Annotated in this window: 12 protein-coding genes; 8 read left to right on the top strand and 4 right to left on the bottom strand. The window is 70.6% G+C overall.

What is annotated here, in order from left to right; translation table 11 throughout:
• Nucleotides 1-54: 54 nt before the first annotated feature.
• From ACWPXE_RS07020 to ACWPXE_RS07010, 3 genes are all read left to right on the top strand, one after another.
• On the top strand, nucleotides 55-741 hold the full coding sequence (locus tag ACWPXE_RS07020) for a Fe2+-dependent dioxygenase (RefSeq protein WP_454017228.1): 687 nt from the start codon (nucleotides 55-57) through the stop codon (nucleotides 739-741).
• A complete protein-coding gene (locus ACWPXE_RS07015) occupies nucleotides 741-1415 on the top strand; it encodes a tetratricopeptide repeat protein (RefSeq protein ID WP_454017227.1) in 675 nt (224 codons plus the stop codon). Before ACWPXE_RS07020 ends, ACWPXE_RS07015 begins: the two co-directional genes overlap by 1 nt.
• A gap of 144 nt (nucleotides 1416-1559) precedes the next feature.
• Nucleotides 1560-2648, top strand: coding sequence for an alpha-hydroxy acid oxidase (locus ACWPXE_RS07010; protein WP_454017226.1), 1089 nt, complete (start codon nucleotides 1560-1562; stop codon nucleotides 2646-2648).
• 6 nt (nucleotides 2649-2654) lie between these two features.
• Here the strand turns inward: ACWPXE_RS07010 and ACWPXE_RS07005 are convergent, their stop codons facing one another.
• Genes ACWPXE_RS07005 through ACWPXE_RS06990 form a run of 4 tightly spaced genes read right to left on the bottom strand, consistent with a single transcriptional unit; the run spans nucleotide 2655 to nucleotide 6290 of the window.
• Nucleotides 2655-3413 (bottom strand): iron ABC transporter ATP-binding protein, encoded by a 759-nt coding sequence (locus ACWPXE_RS07005; RefSeq protein WP_454017225.1) that lies wholly within the window; start codon nucleotides 3411-3413, stop codon nucleotides 2655-2657.
• Nucleotides 3410-4393, bottom strand: a complete 984-nt coding sequence (locus ACWPXE_RS07000; protein ID WP_454017224.1) for an iron chelate uptake ABC transporter family permease subunit — start codon at nucleotides 4391-4393, stop codon at nucleotides 3410-3412. The genes ACWPXE_RS07005 and ACWPXE_RS07000 overlap by 4 nt, the downstream gene beginning before the upstream one ends.
• Nucleotides 4383-5357 (bottom strand): ABC transporter permease, encoded by a 975-nt coding sequence (locus ACWPXE_RS06995; protein WP_454017223.1) that lies wholly within the window; start codon nucleotides 5355-5357, stop codon nucleotides 4383-4385. The genes ACWPXE_RS07000 and ACWPXE_RS06995 overlap by 11 nt, the downstream gene beginning before the upstream one ends.
• A gap of 3 nt (nucleotides 5358-5360) precedes the next feature.
• Nucleotides 5361-6290 (bottom strand): siderophore ABC transporter substrate-binding protein, encoded by a 930-nt coding sequence (locus tag ACWPXE_RS06990; protein WP_454017222.1) that lies wholly within the window; start codon nucleotides 6288-6290, stop codon nucleotides 5361-5363.
• A gap of 241 nt (nucleotides 6291-6531) precedes the next feature.
• Between ACWPXE_RS06990 and ACWPXE_RS06985 the strand changes: the two genes are divergently transcribed.
• The 5 genes from ACWPXE_RS06985 to ACWPXE_RS06965 all read left to right on the top strand — a co-directional run bounded on the left by ACWPXE_RS06985 (nucleotide 6532) and on the right by ACWPXE_RS06965 (nucleotide 13434).
• On the top strand, nucleotides 6532-7176 hold the full coding sequence (locus ACWPXE_RS06985; RefSeq protein ID WP_454017221.1) for a PadR family transcriptional regulator: 645 nt from the start codon (nucleotides 6532-6534) through the stop codon (nucleotides 7174-7176).
• Between the two features lie 41 nt (nucleotides 7177-7217).
• Nucleotides 7218-7544, top strand: a complete 327-nt coding sequence (locus ACWPXE_RS06980) for a DUF2218 domain-containing protein (protein ID WP_137104531.1) — start codon at nucleotides 7218-7220, stop codon at nucleotides 7542-7544.
• 144 nt (nucleotides 7545-7688) lie between these two features.
• Entirely contained in the window at nucleotides 7689-9203 is a 1515-nt protein-coding gene (locus tag ACWPXE_RS06975; protein WP_454017220.1) for a bifunctional metallophosphatase/5'-nucleotidase, read from the top strand.
• Nucleotides 9203-12238 (top strand): ATP-binding protein, encoded by a 3036-nt coding sequence (locus tag ACWPXE_RS06970; RefSeq protein ID WP_454017219.1) that lies wholly within the window; start codon nucleotides 9203-9205, stop codon nucleotides 12236-12238. Before ACWPXE_RS06975 ends, ACWPXE_RS06970 begins: the two co-directional genes overlap by 1 nt.
• A complete protein-coding gene (locus tag ACWPXE_RS06965; RefSeq protein WP_454017218.1) occupies nucleotides 12235-13434 on the top strand; it encodes a sensor histidine kinase in 1200 nt (399 codons plus the stop codon). Before ACWPXE_RS06970 ends, ACWPXE_RS06965 begins: the two co-directional genes overlap by 4 nt.
• The last annotated feature ends 6 nt before the right edge of the window (nucleotides 13435-13440 follow it).

Here is a 13440-nt window from a genome sequence, read left to right as displayed (position 1 = left end):
ACCATCCTCCGGGGGCCGGTCCGGCCTTCTTCCTCTGCAAAAGGATTCCTCCCCGTGCTTCTGCAAATCCCCGACGTTCTGACCGCCGACGAGGTCGCCCACTGCCGCGCCGTGCTGGAGGCGTCGCCCTGGGTCGACGGCCGCGTCACCGCGGGCTCCCAGGCGGTGCTGGCCAAGAACAACCTGCAGATCCCGGAGGAGAGCGACACCGCCCGCGAGCTGGGCGTGGTCATCCTGAAGGCGCTGGGGCGCAACCCGGCTTTCAATTCCGCGGCCCTGCCGCTGCGCGTCCTGCCGCCCATGTTCAACCGCTACGACCTGGACATGACCTATGGCAACCATGTGGACAACGCCATCCGGGCCATTCCGGGCACCGGCGGCATGCGGATGCGGGCCGACGTCTCCACCACGATCTTCCTCAGCGATCCCGGCGAGTATGACGGCGGCGATCTGGTCGTCGAGGACACCTACGGCACCAAGGGCGTGAAGCTGCTGGCGGGGCACGCGGTTGTCTATCCGTCCAGCAGCCTGCACCGGGTGACCCCGGTGACGCGCGGCTCGCGCTGGGCCTCCTTCTTCTTCACGCAATCGCTGGTCAAGGACGACGGGCTGAGGGCGATGCTCTACGACCTCGACGTTGCGATCATCGACCTGCGCCGGGAGCTGGGCGACCAGCACCCGTCCGTGCTGGCCCTGGTCAACCACTACCACAACCTGCTGCGGCGCTGGGCGGAGGTGTGATGGCCGGGAGAGTGGCCGCCGCCGTCACGGCGGCGGGGCCGGGCATCATCGACGTGCAGCTCGCCCTGGGGCAGCAATGCCTCGACCGGGGCGGGGCCGAGTGGGCGCAGGCGGTGGAGTGGTTCCGCATCGCCGCGCGCAGTGGCGATCCCCGCGCCGTCAACATGCTGGGCCGCTGCCACGAGCATGGTTGGGGCGTGCCCGCCGATCCCGTCCTGGCCGCCGCCCATTACCGCCGCGCCGCCGAGTTGGGCGATGCATGGGCGCTGTTCAATCTGGCCGACCTGCATTGCCGTGGTCTGGGCGTAGCGGCGGATGACGCCGAAGCCTACCGGCTCTACGCCGCCGCGGCCCGCAAGGGCAACGTGAAGGCGCTGAACATGCTCGGACTGTTCCACGAGGCCGGGCGCGCGGTGGCCGAGGACGGGGCCGGCGCCCGCCAACTCTTCCGGGCCGCCGCCGAGGGCGGGGACTGCTGGGGCCGCTTCAACCACGCCCGGCTGCTGCTCCAGGACGGGCGGACGGAGGCGGCGCTGGCGTGGTTCACGCGGGCCCTGGAAACCGGCTTCCCCGACTTTTACCGCGGCATGGCCGCCGCCCTGGCCGACCAGCCCGACCCGCGCCTGCGCGCGTTGGCGCGACGGGCGAGCGATTTGGCGGAGGGCCGTTCTTAATAGCCCTCTCCCCTCTGGAGAGAGGGTGGCCCGAAGGGCCGGTGAGGGGGATGTGCGCGTGCCGAACGATCCGCCACGCGCAACCCCCTCACCCTAAACCCTCTCCCCGGAGGGGAGAGGGGACAATCCATGAGGACACCTGCGATGAGCGTTCCCGCCGACACCGTCTCGCTCCACGACTACGAGCGCCACTTCACCGCCCGCGTCGACGCGGCGACCCGCGCCTACATCGCGGGGACCGGGGCGGACGGCATCACCCGGCAGGCCAACCGCGACGCCTACGACCGGATGCGCCTGATGCCGCGGGCGCTGCGCGACCTGTCGCAGGCCAGCGCCGCCACGACCCTGTTCGGGCAGGCGATGCCCTATCCCATCCTGATCGCACCCATGGCCTTCCACCGGCTGGTCCACCGCGACGGGGAGCGGGCGACCGCGCAGGCGGCGAACCTCACCGGCACCTGGATGACCGTCAGCACCCAGTCCAGCGTGACGCTGGAGGAGGTTGCGGCGGCGGCCGGCGGACCGCTGTGGTTCCAGATCTACACCCAGCCCCGGCCGGAGGACACGTTGGCCCTGGTGCGGCGGGCGGAGGCCGCGGGTTACCGCGCGCTGGTGCTGACGGTGGACGCCCCGGTCAGCGGCCTGCGCAACATCGAGCAGCGCGCCGGCTTCCGCCTGCCGGACGGCATCGCCCCGGTCAATCTGGCCGGTCTGACGCCGGACGGCTTCACCCCGTCGCGGCCCGGCAGCCCGGTCTTCCAGGGCATGCTGCACGCCGCCGCCACCTGGGAGACGGTGCGTTGGCTGTGCGGCGAGACGCGTCTGCCGGTGCTGCTGAAGGGGATCATGAACCCCGACGACGTCGAATCAGCTATCGAAGCGGGGGCGGCGGGCATCATCGTGTCGAACCATGGCGGGCGGACGCTCGACACGCTGCCCGCCGTGGTGGAGGTTCTGCCGCTGGTCGCCGCCCGCGCGGCGGGCCGCCTGCCCATCCTGGCGGACGGCGGCATCCGGCGCGGCACCGACATCCTGAAGGCGCTGGCGCTGGGCGCCGACGCGGTGCTGGTGGGCCAGCCGGTGCTGCATGCCCTGGCGGTCGGCGGCATGGCGGGGGTGGCCCACATGCTGACCATCCTGCAGACCGAGCTGGAGGTCGCCATGGCGCTGAGCGGACGGGCGCGGCTGGCCGACATCGACCATTCGGTGATCTTCGACCCGCCTCGCGTCTGAGGCACTTCACTGATAATACAGCGCGATGCGCTGGCCGGCGTTCTCCATCACCTGGGCTTCGACGCCGTAGACGTCGCGGATCACCTCCGGTGTGATGATGACTTCCGGCGGTCCCTGGTGCACCACCCGGCCGTCGCGCATCGCGACGATGCGGTCGGAGTAGCAGGAGGCGAAGTTGATGTCGTGCAGCACCAGCACGACGGTCTTGCCGAACTCGTCCGCGGTGCGACGGAACAGCTTCATCATCGCCACGGCGTGCTTGACGTCGAGGTTGTTCAGCGGCTCGTCGAGCAGGATGTATTCGGTGTCCTGGCACAGCACCATGGCGATGAAGGCGCGCTGTCGCTGGCCGCCCGACAGCTCGTCCAGGAAACGGCCGGCCAGCGGCTCCAGGTCCAGATAGCGCAGCGCCTTGGCGATGTGCTCGCGGTCGATGTCGGTCAGGCGGCCCTTGCTGTGCGGGTAGCGGCCGAAGGCGACGAGATCCTCCACCGTCAGGCGCGACATGATCTGGTTGTCCTGGCGCAGGATGGACAGGCGGCGAGCCAGCACCTCGCCGGGGGTCGTGGTCACGTTCAGGCCGTCGACCGTCACCGTGCCCGAGGTCATCGGCAGCAGGCGGCTGACGATCGACAGCAGCGTCGACTTCCCCGCCCCGTTCGGCCCGATCAGCGAGATCACCCCGCCCGCCGGCAGGGACAGGGACACCCCGTCGACGACGACGGTGCCGTTGTAGCGTTTCGTGATGTTCTTGACGTCGATCATCGGGCCGAACCCCGCACCAGGATGAACAGGAAGGCGAGACCGCCCACGAACTCGATGACGATGCTGAGCGCGGCGTTGTAGCCGAACACCCGCTCCAGCACGAGCTGGCCGGTGACCAGCGTCAGCACGGCGAGGAGCACCGCGGCGGGCAGGATCAGCGCGTGCCGGTGCGAGCGGACCACCAGATAGGCGAGGTTGGCGACCAGCAACCCGAAGAAGGTGATCGGCCCGACCAGCGCCGTGGACACCGACACCAGGATGGACACCATCACCAGCACCCCCATCACCGCGCGCCGGTGCTCCACGCCGAGGTTGATCGCGGCGTCGCGCCCCAGCGCCAGCACGTCGAAGGTGCGCCGCCAGCGCCAGCCGACCAGCGACACCGCCAAAACGACCAGCGCCGACACCGCCAGCAGCTCGACATCCACCCGGTTGAAGTTGGCGAAAAGCCGGTCCTGCACGGTCAGGAACTCGTTGGGGTCGATGATGCGCTGAAGGAAGCTGGTCAGGCTGCGGAACAGCACGCCGAACACGATGCCGACGAGAAGCAGCAGATGCAGGCTGCGCCGGTTGTCGCCGCGCCCCGCCCCGTTGAACAGCCACCAGTAGAGCAGGCCGGAGAAGACGACCATCGACGCAACCTCCACCCCGAAGCGCAGGCGGGGGTCGAGCGACGCCACCAGCCCGCTGCCGAACTGGAAGACCAGCACCGTCTGGATCAGGCGGAAGAGATGGTCGAAGCCCATCACCGAGGGGGTGAGGATGCGGTTGTTGGTGATCGTCTGGAACAGGACGGTCGACACCGCGACGGCGTAGCCGACCAGCACCATCGCGGCGATCTTGGTGCCGCGGAAGGCCAGGATGAAGTCCCACTTGCCCCGCGCGCCCAGCGTCATGAACAGCGCGATCGACAGCAGGGTCAGCGCCGACAGGCCGCCCAGGACGACCATCGGCGAGAGGATGCGGCGGTCAGTCGGCATGGCCGTTCCTCCGCAGCAGGAGATAGAGGAACAGGGCGCTGCCGATCACCCCCATCATCGTCCCGATCGGGATTTCGTAGGGATGGATCACCAGCCGCCCGGCGATGTCGCAGGCCAGCACCAGCCCGGCCCCCATCAGCGCGACCCAGGGCAGGGACCCGCGCATGTTGTCGCCGCGGACGAGGCTGACGACGTTGGGAACGATCAGCCCCAGGAAGGGGATCATGCCGCAGGTGGCGATCACTGCCGCGGTGGTCATCGACACGATGACCAGCCCCAGCGCCATCACCTTGCGGTGGTCGATGCCCAGGTTGGTGGCGACGTCCCGCCCCATCCCGGCGACGGTGAAGCGGTCCGCCGCCAGATAGGCGACGCCGGTCAGGGCGGCGCTCAGCCACAGCAGCTCGTAGCGGCCGAGCAGGATGGCGGAGAAGTCCCCGGTCTCCCAGCCGCGCACCGACTGGATCAGGTCCTGGCGGTAGGCGACGAACTCGGTCATTGCCGTGATTACCCCGCCCAGCATGATGCCGACCAGCGGCACCACCAGCGGCGAGCGCAGCGGCACCTGCCGCAGGATCGCCAGGAACAGCCCCGTCCCGGCCAGCGCGCACAGGCTGGCGACGGCCATGCGCCCGAACACCGGCATCTCCGGCGCCAGCAGCGAGACCATCATCATGCCGAAGATGGCCGATTCCGCGGTGCCGGCGGTGGAGGGTTCCACGAAGCGGTTGCGCACCAGCATCTGGAGGAGCAGGCCCGACACCGCCATCGCGGCGCCGGCCAGGATCAGGGCCAGCGTCCGGGGCAGCCGGCTGACCAGCAGAACCTGCGTGGCCTGGTCCGGGGCGCCGCCGAACAGCGTCGCGAGGCTCACGTCGCTGACGCCGACGAACAGGCTCCACACGGCCAGCAGGCCGATGCCCACGGTCGCCAGCGGGAGTGTGGCGATTGGCAGGGTCTTCACGGGTCAGGACTTCTTGGACAGCGCCGCCAGGAGATCGTCCACATCCTGCTGGAGCGCCGACAGCCCGCCGCCGACGATGTACCAGTTGCCGCCGTTCAGATAGACGACCTGATTCTTCTGCCAGGCGGTGGTGCGGCGGACGATGTCGTTGTCGAGGAACTGCCGGGCCGGCTTTCCGTCCTGCCCGATGGCGGCGTCGCGGTCGATCACGAACAGCCAGTCCGGGTTGGTCTCCAGGATGAATTCGAAGGAGATGGCCTGCCCGTGGTTGGCGACCTTCAGGTCGGGGGCGGCGGGCTGGATGCCGAACTCCGTGTGCAGGATGCCGAAGCGCGATCCCGGCCCGTAGGCGCTCATCTTGCCGCCGGTGGTCAGGACCAGCAGGCCCTTTCCGGACTTGCCCGCCACCGCCTTCAGCTCGGCGATGGAGGCGCGCAGCCCGTCGACCTTCTGCTTGACCAGGGCACTCTTGCCGAAGATGCGGCCCAGCGTCTCGATGTTGGCGATGGAGCTGGCCAGGAAGTCGGTCTGGTCGGTCGTCATGTCGAGCGTCGGCGCGATGCGCGACAGCTCGGCGTATTTCGGGGCCGACCGGCCGCCGGCGATGATCAGGCCGGGCTCGGCGGCGTTCACCGCCTCGTAGTCCGGCTCGAACAGCGTGCCGATCTTCGCGTAGGACGGCCCGTCATACTTGGCGAGGTGCGGCGGCTTCAGCCCCGTGGGCACTCCGGCGATCGCCACGCCCAGCGCGTCGAGCGTGTCCAGCGCGGTCATGTCGAAGACCAGGACGGGGTCGAGCTTGGCGGGAAGCCGGGTCTCGCCCTGCGCGTGCCGCACCGTCATGTCCTGGGCGTAACCCGGGATGGAGGTCAGGGCGGCGAGACCGACCACGGCGGCGGTCATAGCGAGGGCGTGGCGTCGGGTCAGCTTCATCCTTGAATCTCCTTCAACTTTGCCGGGACGGCCTATGCCGGAAGGGCGGGCGCACTGTGGTCCGGATTCCTGCGGAACGTCAATGCGAATTCCTCGCATTCGCATTATGTTGGCTGGGCGTGGCTGAGGACTGCTGCGTTCCCTCTCCCGGGGCAGGAGAGTGGAAAAGCGTCTTGGGGGATTGTGTATCGACATGTCACGATATATCTTAGACCTATCGAAATACAGTGGAGCCCCTGTCATGAGGTTTTTTCCGGATCCCTTCTGCGGCCGGATGCGCCGCCATCATCCCGGTCCGCACGGTGATGGCCCCCATGGTGGCGGCCCTCGTCATGGCGGCCCTCGTCATGGCGGCGGTCGTCATGCCGCGGAGGGCGGCTGGGGCCATGAGCATCACGAGCGGCGCGGCGGGCGCGGCGGCCGGCGCGGCGTTTTCGAGGCGTCGGAACTGCGGCTGGTCCTGCTGCGGCTGATCGCCGACGAGCCGCGGCACGGCTACGACCTGATCCGCGCCGTCGAGGAACTGACCGGCGGCGGCTATGTGCCCAGCCCCGGCGTGATCTACCCGACCCTGTCGCTGCTGGAGGAGATGGGCCACATCGCCAAGGCCGACGCCGAAGGCGCGCGAAAGCCCTTCGCCGTGACCCCGGAGGGCACCGCCCAGCTCGCCCAGGACGCGGCCACCGTCGAGGCCTTGTTCGCCCGCCTCGCCGCCCTGGCGACCCGGCGGGCCCACACCGACGGCGCTCCGATCCGCCGAGCCATGGAGAATCTGAAGGCCGTGCTGATGCACCGGCTGGGACGCGAGGGCGTTGACGCGGACACGGTGCACGCCGCCGTTTCCATCCTCGACGAGGCGGCCCAGCGCATCGAACGTCTTCCCTGAATCACCGGCCTGAATCACCGGTACCAAACAGAAGGATCATCATGAGACACGCCAGCAGCGTCCGCGTTCCGACCCCGAACGGCAGCCGCTACCTCCAGCAGCTCTGCAAGCACTGGGCGCACAATCTGACAGTGGAGTACACGCCGGAGGCGGGGAGCGTCGTCTTCCCGCACAACGCCCGCGGCGCCGATTGGCCGGGTGACGCCACCCTGACGCTCCAGGCCCGGCCGGACGCGCTGGACTGCCGGCTGGACACCAGCTCCGCCGAGCATCTCGCCGCGTTGAAAGGGGCGCTGGAACGCCACCTCGACCGCTTCGCCTTCCGCGAGCTTCCGCTGTCATACCCGTGGCAGGACGAGGCGGCCTGATCCGGCCGTCCCCCTTGTCCTTGTTGCGACAGGGGATTTTGTCACCGGAATGTTCCCCGGCATGCATGGATATGCCTTGAACTCCCCTGCCCGAATACGGGAAGAACCATCCTGAAGGAATAGGGATGGCAGGAGGGGGTAACCATGCCGAAGCGCGGCAATGGTGGGGTGGGGCGTTTTTCCGGCTGGCGTGCCGTCATGGCCGCCTGCGCCGTCGCGGCGCTCGGCGCCGTTGTGCCGGCCGCGTCGGCGGCGGAGCTGTCGATCGTCTTCACCTCGACGATGGCGGACATCGAGCCGGTGGAGGGCGAGGGCGGCCTCGCCAACCTCGCCACGCTGCTGCGCACCAAGCGGGCGGAGGGCAACACGCTGTTCCTGCACGGCGGCGCGTCGCTGACCGCGGGCGTCCTGTCCACCTTCGACCGCGGCGCCCACATGATCGACCTGCTGAACGAGCTTCAGCCCGACATGATGGCGGTGACCAAGCGCGACCTCGGCTTCGGCAAGGACGAGCTGACCCTGCGCAGCTACGAGGCGCGCTTCCCCTTCGTCAGCGCGACCACCATCGACCGCAACACCGGCAAGGTGATGGAGGGGCTGGAGCCGTCGGCGCTGCTCGACACGCCGGCGGGCAGGATCGGCGTGGTCTCGGCGATCTCGCCGGAACTGACGGTGCAGTACATCGTGCCGGACATCGAGGTGCGCCCGCCCGCCGCGATCGCGGCGGAGGCCCGCGCGCTGCGCGCCCAAGGCGCCGACTATGTGATCGCCATCCTGGACAACGCCCCGGAGGCGGTGGAGGCGCTGCGCGGCGAGCCCGCCATCGACGCGCTGCTCCAGCTCTCCGCCACCGGCAAGGACGTGCTGGAGGCCGATAAGGGAAAAGTCTTCGGCGTCCACGTCAACGTGAAGGGATCGGCCTTCGTCCTGCGGCTGGACGGCGACGGCAAGGCGCCGCTCGCATTGGCCGGCGCCGACATCGTGCCGCTCGCCGGATTGCCGCCGGACCCGGCGATGGAAAAGCGGGTCGGCGTTTATCTGGCCCGGCTGTCGGAACTGCTGGACATCAACGTCGGGACGACGGCGACCCCCCTCGACACCCGCCGCGCCGCGATACGCACCGGGGAGAACGCCTTCGCCTCGCTGATCGCCGACGCCATGCGCGGCCATTTCAAAACCGACGTGGCCTTCATCAACGGCGGCAACATCCGCGGCAACCGCCAGTACGAGGCGGGGACCGTGCTGACCCGCCGCGACATCCAGCGCGAACTGCCCTTCCGCGACACCATCATCGCCGTGACCCTGCCCGGCAAGGCCCTGCGCGACGCGCTGGAGGTCAGCGCCGCCGGGGTGGACAACCAGAAGGGCAGCTTCCTCCATCCGTCCAACATGGCGGTGGTCTATGACCTGAAGCAGCCGGCGGGCAGCCGCGTCGTCTCCGTCACGGTGGGCGGCAAGCCGCTCGACCCGAACGCGACCTATTCGGTGGCCCTGCCCAACTATCTGGCCCAGGGCGGCGACGGCTACGGCATGCTCAAGTCGCCGGGCGCCTCCTCCTCCGGGGCCGGTGGCAAGCTGCTGTGGGAGATCATGGCCCAGCACCTGACCGACCGCGGGACGGTGTCGCCCCGCATCGACGGCCGCATCACCGAGCGTTGATGACGACGGAGCCAGCCTCGACCATGCCGGTCCCGCGCACCCCCTTCCGGGGCGGCGTCGGGCGGCGCGTCGGGCTGGGCCTGCTGGTGATGGTGGGGGTGCTGCTGGGCGTGTCGGGTGCGGCGCTCTACGACCTCGCGCAGTTCCGCCACGCCCTGTCGGACCTGTCCAACGGGGCGCTGCCGCGCATCACCACCGGGGCGGTGCTGAACGGCGGCCTGCAGCAGGTGCTGTCGCAGGCGACCCGGCTGGGCGGGGCGACGAGCCATCCCGAACGGCGGGTCACCCTGGCCGAGCTGACGGCCAACCTGACGGCGGTCACCCGGTCGGCCCAGGCCCTGTCCGACATTGAGGGCGGCGCCACGCTGGCCGGCGTCCTGGGGACGCTCGTCCCGACATTGGCGGACCTCGACCGGCTGGTCGCCGAGCGCATCGATGCGGCGGCGCGCAGCGACGACGCGCTGGACGAGACCCGCCGCCTGTCGGCGGAGGCCGGCGCTCTGGTCGCCGCCGTGCTGCCGACGCTGCCGCCGGACCGGCTGGGGCCGCCGACCGCCTGGACCAACACGGTCAACCGCGTGCTGAACGAGAGCACCCACGCCGGCAACAGCCGCTTCCAGCGCGAGATCGCGCGCGCCCAGCGGGACGCGGCGGCGGCGCTGTCGGCCCTGCCGGCGCTCCATACCGGGCTGCCGCCCGAACAGGCGGAGCGCTTCGCCGCCCTGCACCGCCGGCTCGAGACGGCTCTGCTCGGCCCCACCGGCCTGCTGCCCAGCCTGATGGAGCGGCAGGCGGCCATCGCCCGCAGCAAGGCGCTGACCAATCAGGTGCTGGTGATGGTCGAGGAGGTCGTGAAGATCTCCCACGCGCTGTTCGAACGGATCAACGCGGCGGCGGCGGGCGAGGCGGACGGGCTGTCGGAACTGGCCGCGACGCAGAACCGCATCCTGGTCGGGCTGGGCGCGCTGGGCTTCCTGGTGGCGCTCGGTGTGTATCTGTACCTGCGCCGCTTCCTGACCCTGCGTCTGGTCCGGCTGAACGACGCGGTGCTCGACCGGGTGGAGGGGCGGGAGACGCCGCTGCCCGACGGCGGCACCGACGAGATCGCCACCATCTCCCGCTCGATCCGCCACTTCCTCGACGAGATCGCGCGCCGCCAGCAGCAGGTGGAGGAGGCCCGCCACCGCGCCGAGGAGGCGTCGCGCGCCAAGGGCGATTTCCTGGCGAACATGAGCCACGAGATCCGCACGCCGATGAACGCCATCCTCGGCCTCAGCCACCTCGCCCTGCGCGCCGGGCCGCCGCCGCGCCAGCGCGGCTACCTGACGCGGATCCGCGCTTCGGCCACGGCGCTGCTGGGGATCATCAACGACATCCTCGACGTCTCGAAGATCGAGGCGGGGATGCTGACGCTGGAGCGCGTGCCTTTCGACCTGTCCGCCGTGCTCGACATGGTGGCCGGCACCGCCGCCCTGTCCGCCGAGGAGAAGGGGCTGGCCCTGCGGCTGGAGGTCGCCCCGGACGTGCCCACTACCCTGCTGGGCGACCCGTTGCGGCTGGGGCAGGTGCTCCTCAACCTCGTCAACAACGCGGTGAAGTTCACCGAGAGCGGCAGCGTGGTTCTCGGCGTGGCCGCCGCGCCACGAGGGACGGAGGATGCGGAGACCGAACTGCGCTTCGCCGTGCGCGACACCGGAATCGGCATGACGGCGGAGCAGGTGGCCCGCCTGTTCCAGCCCTTCGCCCAGGCCGACAGCTCGACCACCCGCCGCTATGGCGGGACCGGGCTGGGGCTGGCGATCAGCCGGCGGCTGGCCGTCATGATGGGCGGCGGCATCGCCGTGGACAGCGCCCCCGGCCTGGGCAGCACCTTTCGCTTCACGGTGACGGTCGGTGTGCAGGACGGCGCCGCGACGGCGCTGCCCGCCTTGGCCGATCCGGGGCTTGCGGGCCTGCAGGTGGACGAACCGCTGCGCGGTCTGCGCGTGCTGGTCGCCGACGACAACGCCGTGAACCGGCTGGTCGCGCGGGAACTGCTGGAGGATGCCGGGCTGGCCGTCACCGCGGTCGGCAGCGGCGGGGAGGCGGTGAGGCTGGCGCTGGAGCCGGGGGCGGGCTACGCCGCGCTGCTGACGGACGTCCAGATGCCGGACATGGACGGCTTCGCGGTGGCGCGGGCGATCCGTCGTCAGTGCGGTCCCGACCGCCTGCCGATCATCGCCATGACCGCCCACGCCCTGGAGGAGGAACGGCGGCGCTGTCTGGACGCGGGGATGGACGACCACATCGCCAAGCCGGTGGAACCTCACCGCCTCGTCGCCGTGCTGAACCGCTGGCTGAAGCCGTTCGGGCGGCGGGAGGCTCTGCCGGTTGCCAAGGCTGCGGAGATGGATGCCGTGCTTCCTGACGGCTTGGAGGGGTTCGACCTCGTCCCGGCGCTGGCGCGGATGAACGGGCGGGCGGGCACGCTGCGCCGGGCTATCCTGGATTTTCTCGACCGCTACGGCGACGCGCCGGTCCGGCTGGAGCATCTGCGGAGCGCGGGAGACGGGACGGCGCTGGAACGCTTTGCCCATGGACTGCGGGGCAGCGCCGGAACGGTCGGCGCGATGGCCGCCAGCGCCGCCGCCGCGGCGCTGGAGCTGGCGGCGCGCGAGGAGCGGTGGGAGGCGATGCCGGGGCTCTTGACCGACCTGTCCGCCGCCCTCGGCCCCGCGCTGGCTTCGGCGGAAACGCTGCGCAGCATGGAGGTGCCCTTGGAGGTCGTGCCGGAAATCCCGGTGGTTCCTCTCGGCGACCCGGGCAAGCTGGAAGAGGCGTTCCGCGCGCTGGAGGAGGCGTTGCGCAGCGGCAGCCTGTCGGCGGCGGCCCGCTTCGACGCTCTGCGCGGCCTGCTGGCCGGGCGCGGCCATGACGAGGCGATGGACAAGATGGGGCGGGCCGTGGAAGCGTTGGATTTCGCTGCGGCCCGTGCGGCGCTGGAACGGCTTACCGCCGCATGGATCAGGGAACGGGACCGGGAGACGACACCGTGAGCGGTGGTCACATACTGATCGTCGATGACGACACGGCCAACATCCGCGCGCTCGCCAGCGTGCTGGAGGACCGGCACGAGGTGCGCTTCGCGACCTCCGGCCGCCGCGCTTTGGAACTGGCCTCCGCCGACCCGCCGGAACTGGTGCTGCTCGACGTGATGATGCCGGGGCTGGACGGCTACGCGGTGTGCCGCCTGCTGAAGACCGACCCGGCCACCGCCGACGTCCCGGTGATCTTCATCACCTCCCTGTCCAGCCCGGAGGAGGAGGCCTTCGGGCTGGAGACCGGGGCCGTCGATTACGTGACCAAGCCCTTCAGCCCGGCCATCGTGCGCGCCCGCGTCGCCACCCACCTGTCGCTGCGCCGGGCCAACCGCAGCCTGAAGGACGAGAACGAGCATCTGGAGGCCCTGGTCCGCGAGCGCACGCGCAAGCTGGCCCAGGCCCAGCGCGAGAAGATGGCGGCGCTGCGCCAGATGGTCGCCGGCGTGGCCCACGAGATCAACACGCCCATCGGCGTGGCGTTGGGCAGCGCGTCCCACCTCGGCGACCGGGTCGCCGCGATGACGGAGCGGCTGGCCGCCAACCAGCTCCGCCGTGCCGAGCTGGAGCGCTTCCTGGCGAGCGCCGGGGAGCTGGCCGCCCTGCTGTCCGGCACCATCGCCCGCGCCGGGGAGATCGTGCGCTGCTTCAAGGGGGTGGCGGCGGACCACGGCGGGCTGCGCCAGACCATCGCGCTGAGGCCCTTCCTGGAGCAGGTGACGGAGAGCCTGCGCCCGCAGTGGGAGCCGCTGGGGCATCGCATGGCCGTGGACTGCCCCGCCGACCTGCGCATGGTCAGCAACCCGGCGATCCTGTCCGCGGTTCTGGAGCAGCTTGTTCGCAACGCCCTGGAACATGCCTTTCCGGCGGGGCGGCATGGGCTGGTGACGATTGGGGCTGCGGCGTCGGGACCTGAGACGGTTTTGCTGTCCGTCGCCGACGACGGGGCCGGCATCGCGGAGGGGACCGCCGGGCGCATCCTGGAGCCCTTCTTCACCACCCGCCGCGGTACCGGCTCGGTCGGGCTCGGCCTGAACATCGTAGACAATCTGGCGACGGACCGGCTGGGCGGATCCTTCACCATCGCCTCGCGCTCCGGGGGCGGCACCCTGGCGACCCTGCATCTGCCGGCCCGCACCCCGCCGGATCTGTGAGCCGGG

Source organism: Azospirillum sp. Marseille-Q6669, from assembly GCF_965111635.1.
This window is presented reverse-complemented; position numbering and strand designations above follow the sequence as displayed.

What these genes read in the sequence shown, in the direction of transcription:
- ACWPXE_RS07015 (WP_454017227.1), top strand. Translation starts at nt 741, where the DNA reads ATGGCCGGGAGAGTGGCCGCCGCCGTCACGGCGGCGGGGCCGGGCATC.
- ACWPXE_RS07010 (WP_454017226.1), top strand. Translation starts at nt 1,560, where the DNA reads ATGAGCGTTCCCGCCGACACCGTCTCGCTCCACGACTACGAGCGCCAC.
- ACWPXE_RS07005 (WP_454017225.1), bottom strand. Translation starts at nt 3,413, where the DNA reads ATGATCGACGTCAAGAACATCACGAAACGCTACAACGGCACCGTCGTC.
- ACWPXE_RS07000 (WP_454017224.1), bottom strand. Translation starts at nt 4,393, where the DNA reads ATGCCGACTGACCGCCGCATCCTCTCGCCGATGGTCGTCCTGGGCGGC.
- ACWPXE_RS06990 (WP_454017222.1), bottom strand. Translation starts at nt 6,290, where the DNA reads ATGAAGCTGACCCGACGCCACGCCCTCGCTATGACCGCCGCCGTGGTC.
- ACWPXE_RS06985 (WP_454017221.1), top strand. Translation starts at nt 6,532, where the DNA reads ATGAGGTTTTTTCCGGATCCCTTCTGCGGCCGGATGCGCCGCCATCAT.
- ACWPXE_RS06980 (WP_137104531.1), top strand. Translation starts at nt 7,218, where the DNA reads ATGAGACACGCCAGCAGCGTCCGCGTTCCGACCCCGAACGGCAGCCGC.
- ACWPXE_RS06975 (WP_454017220.1), top strand. Translation starts at nt 7,689, where the DNA reads ATGCCGAAGCGCGGCAATGGTGGGGTGGGGCGTTTTTCCGGCTGGCGT.
- ACWPXE_RS06970 (WP_454017219.1), top strand. Translation starts at nt 9,203, where the DNA reads ATGACGACGGAGCCAGCCTCGACCATGCCGGTCCCGCGCACCCCCTTC.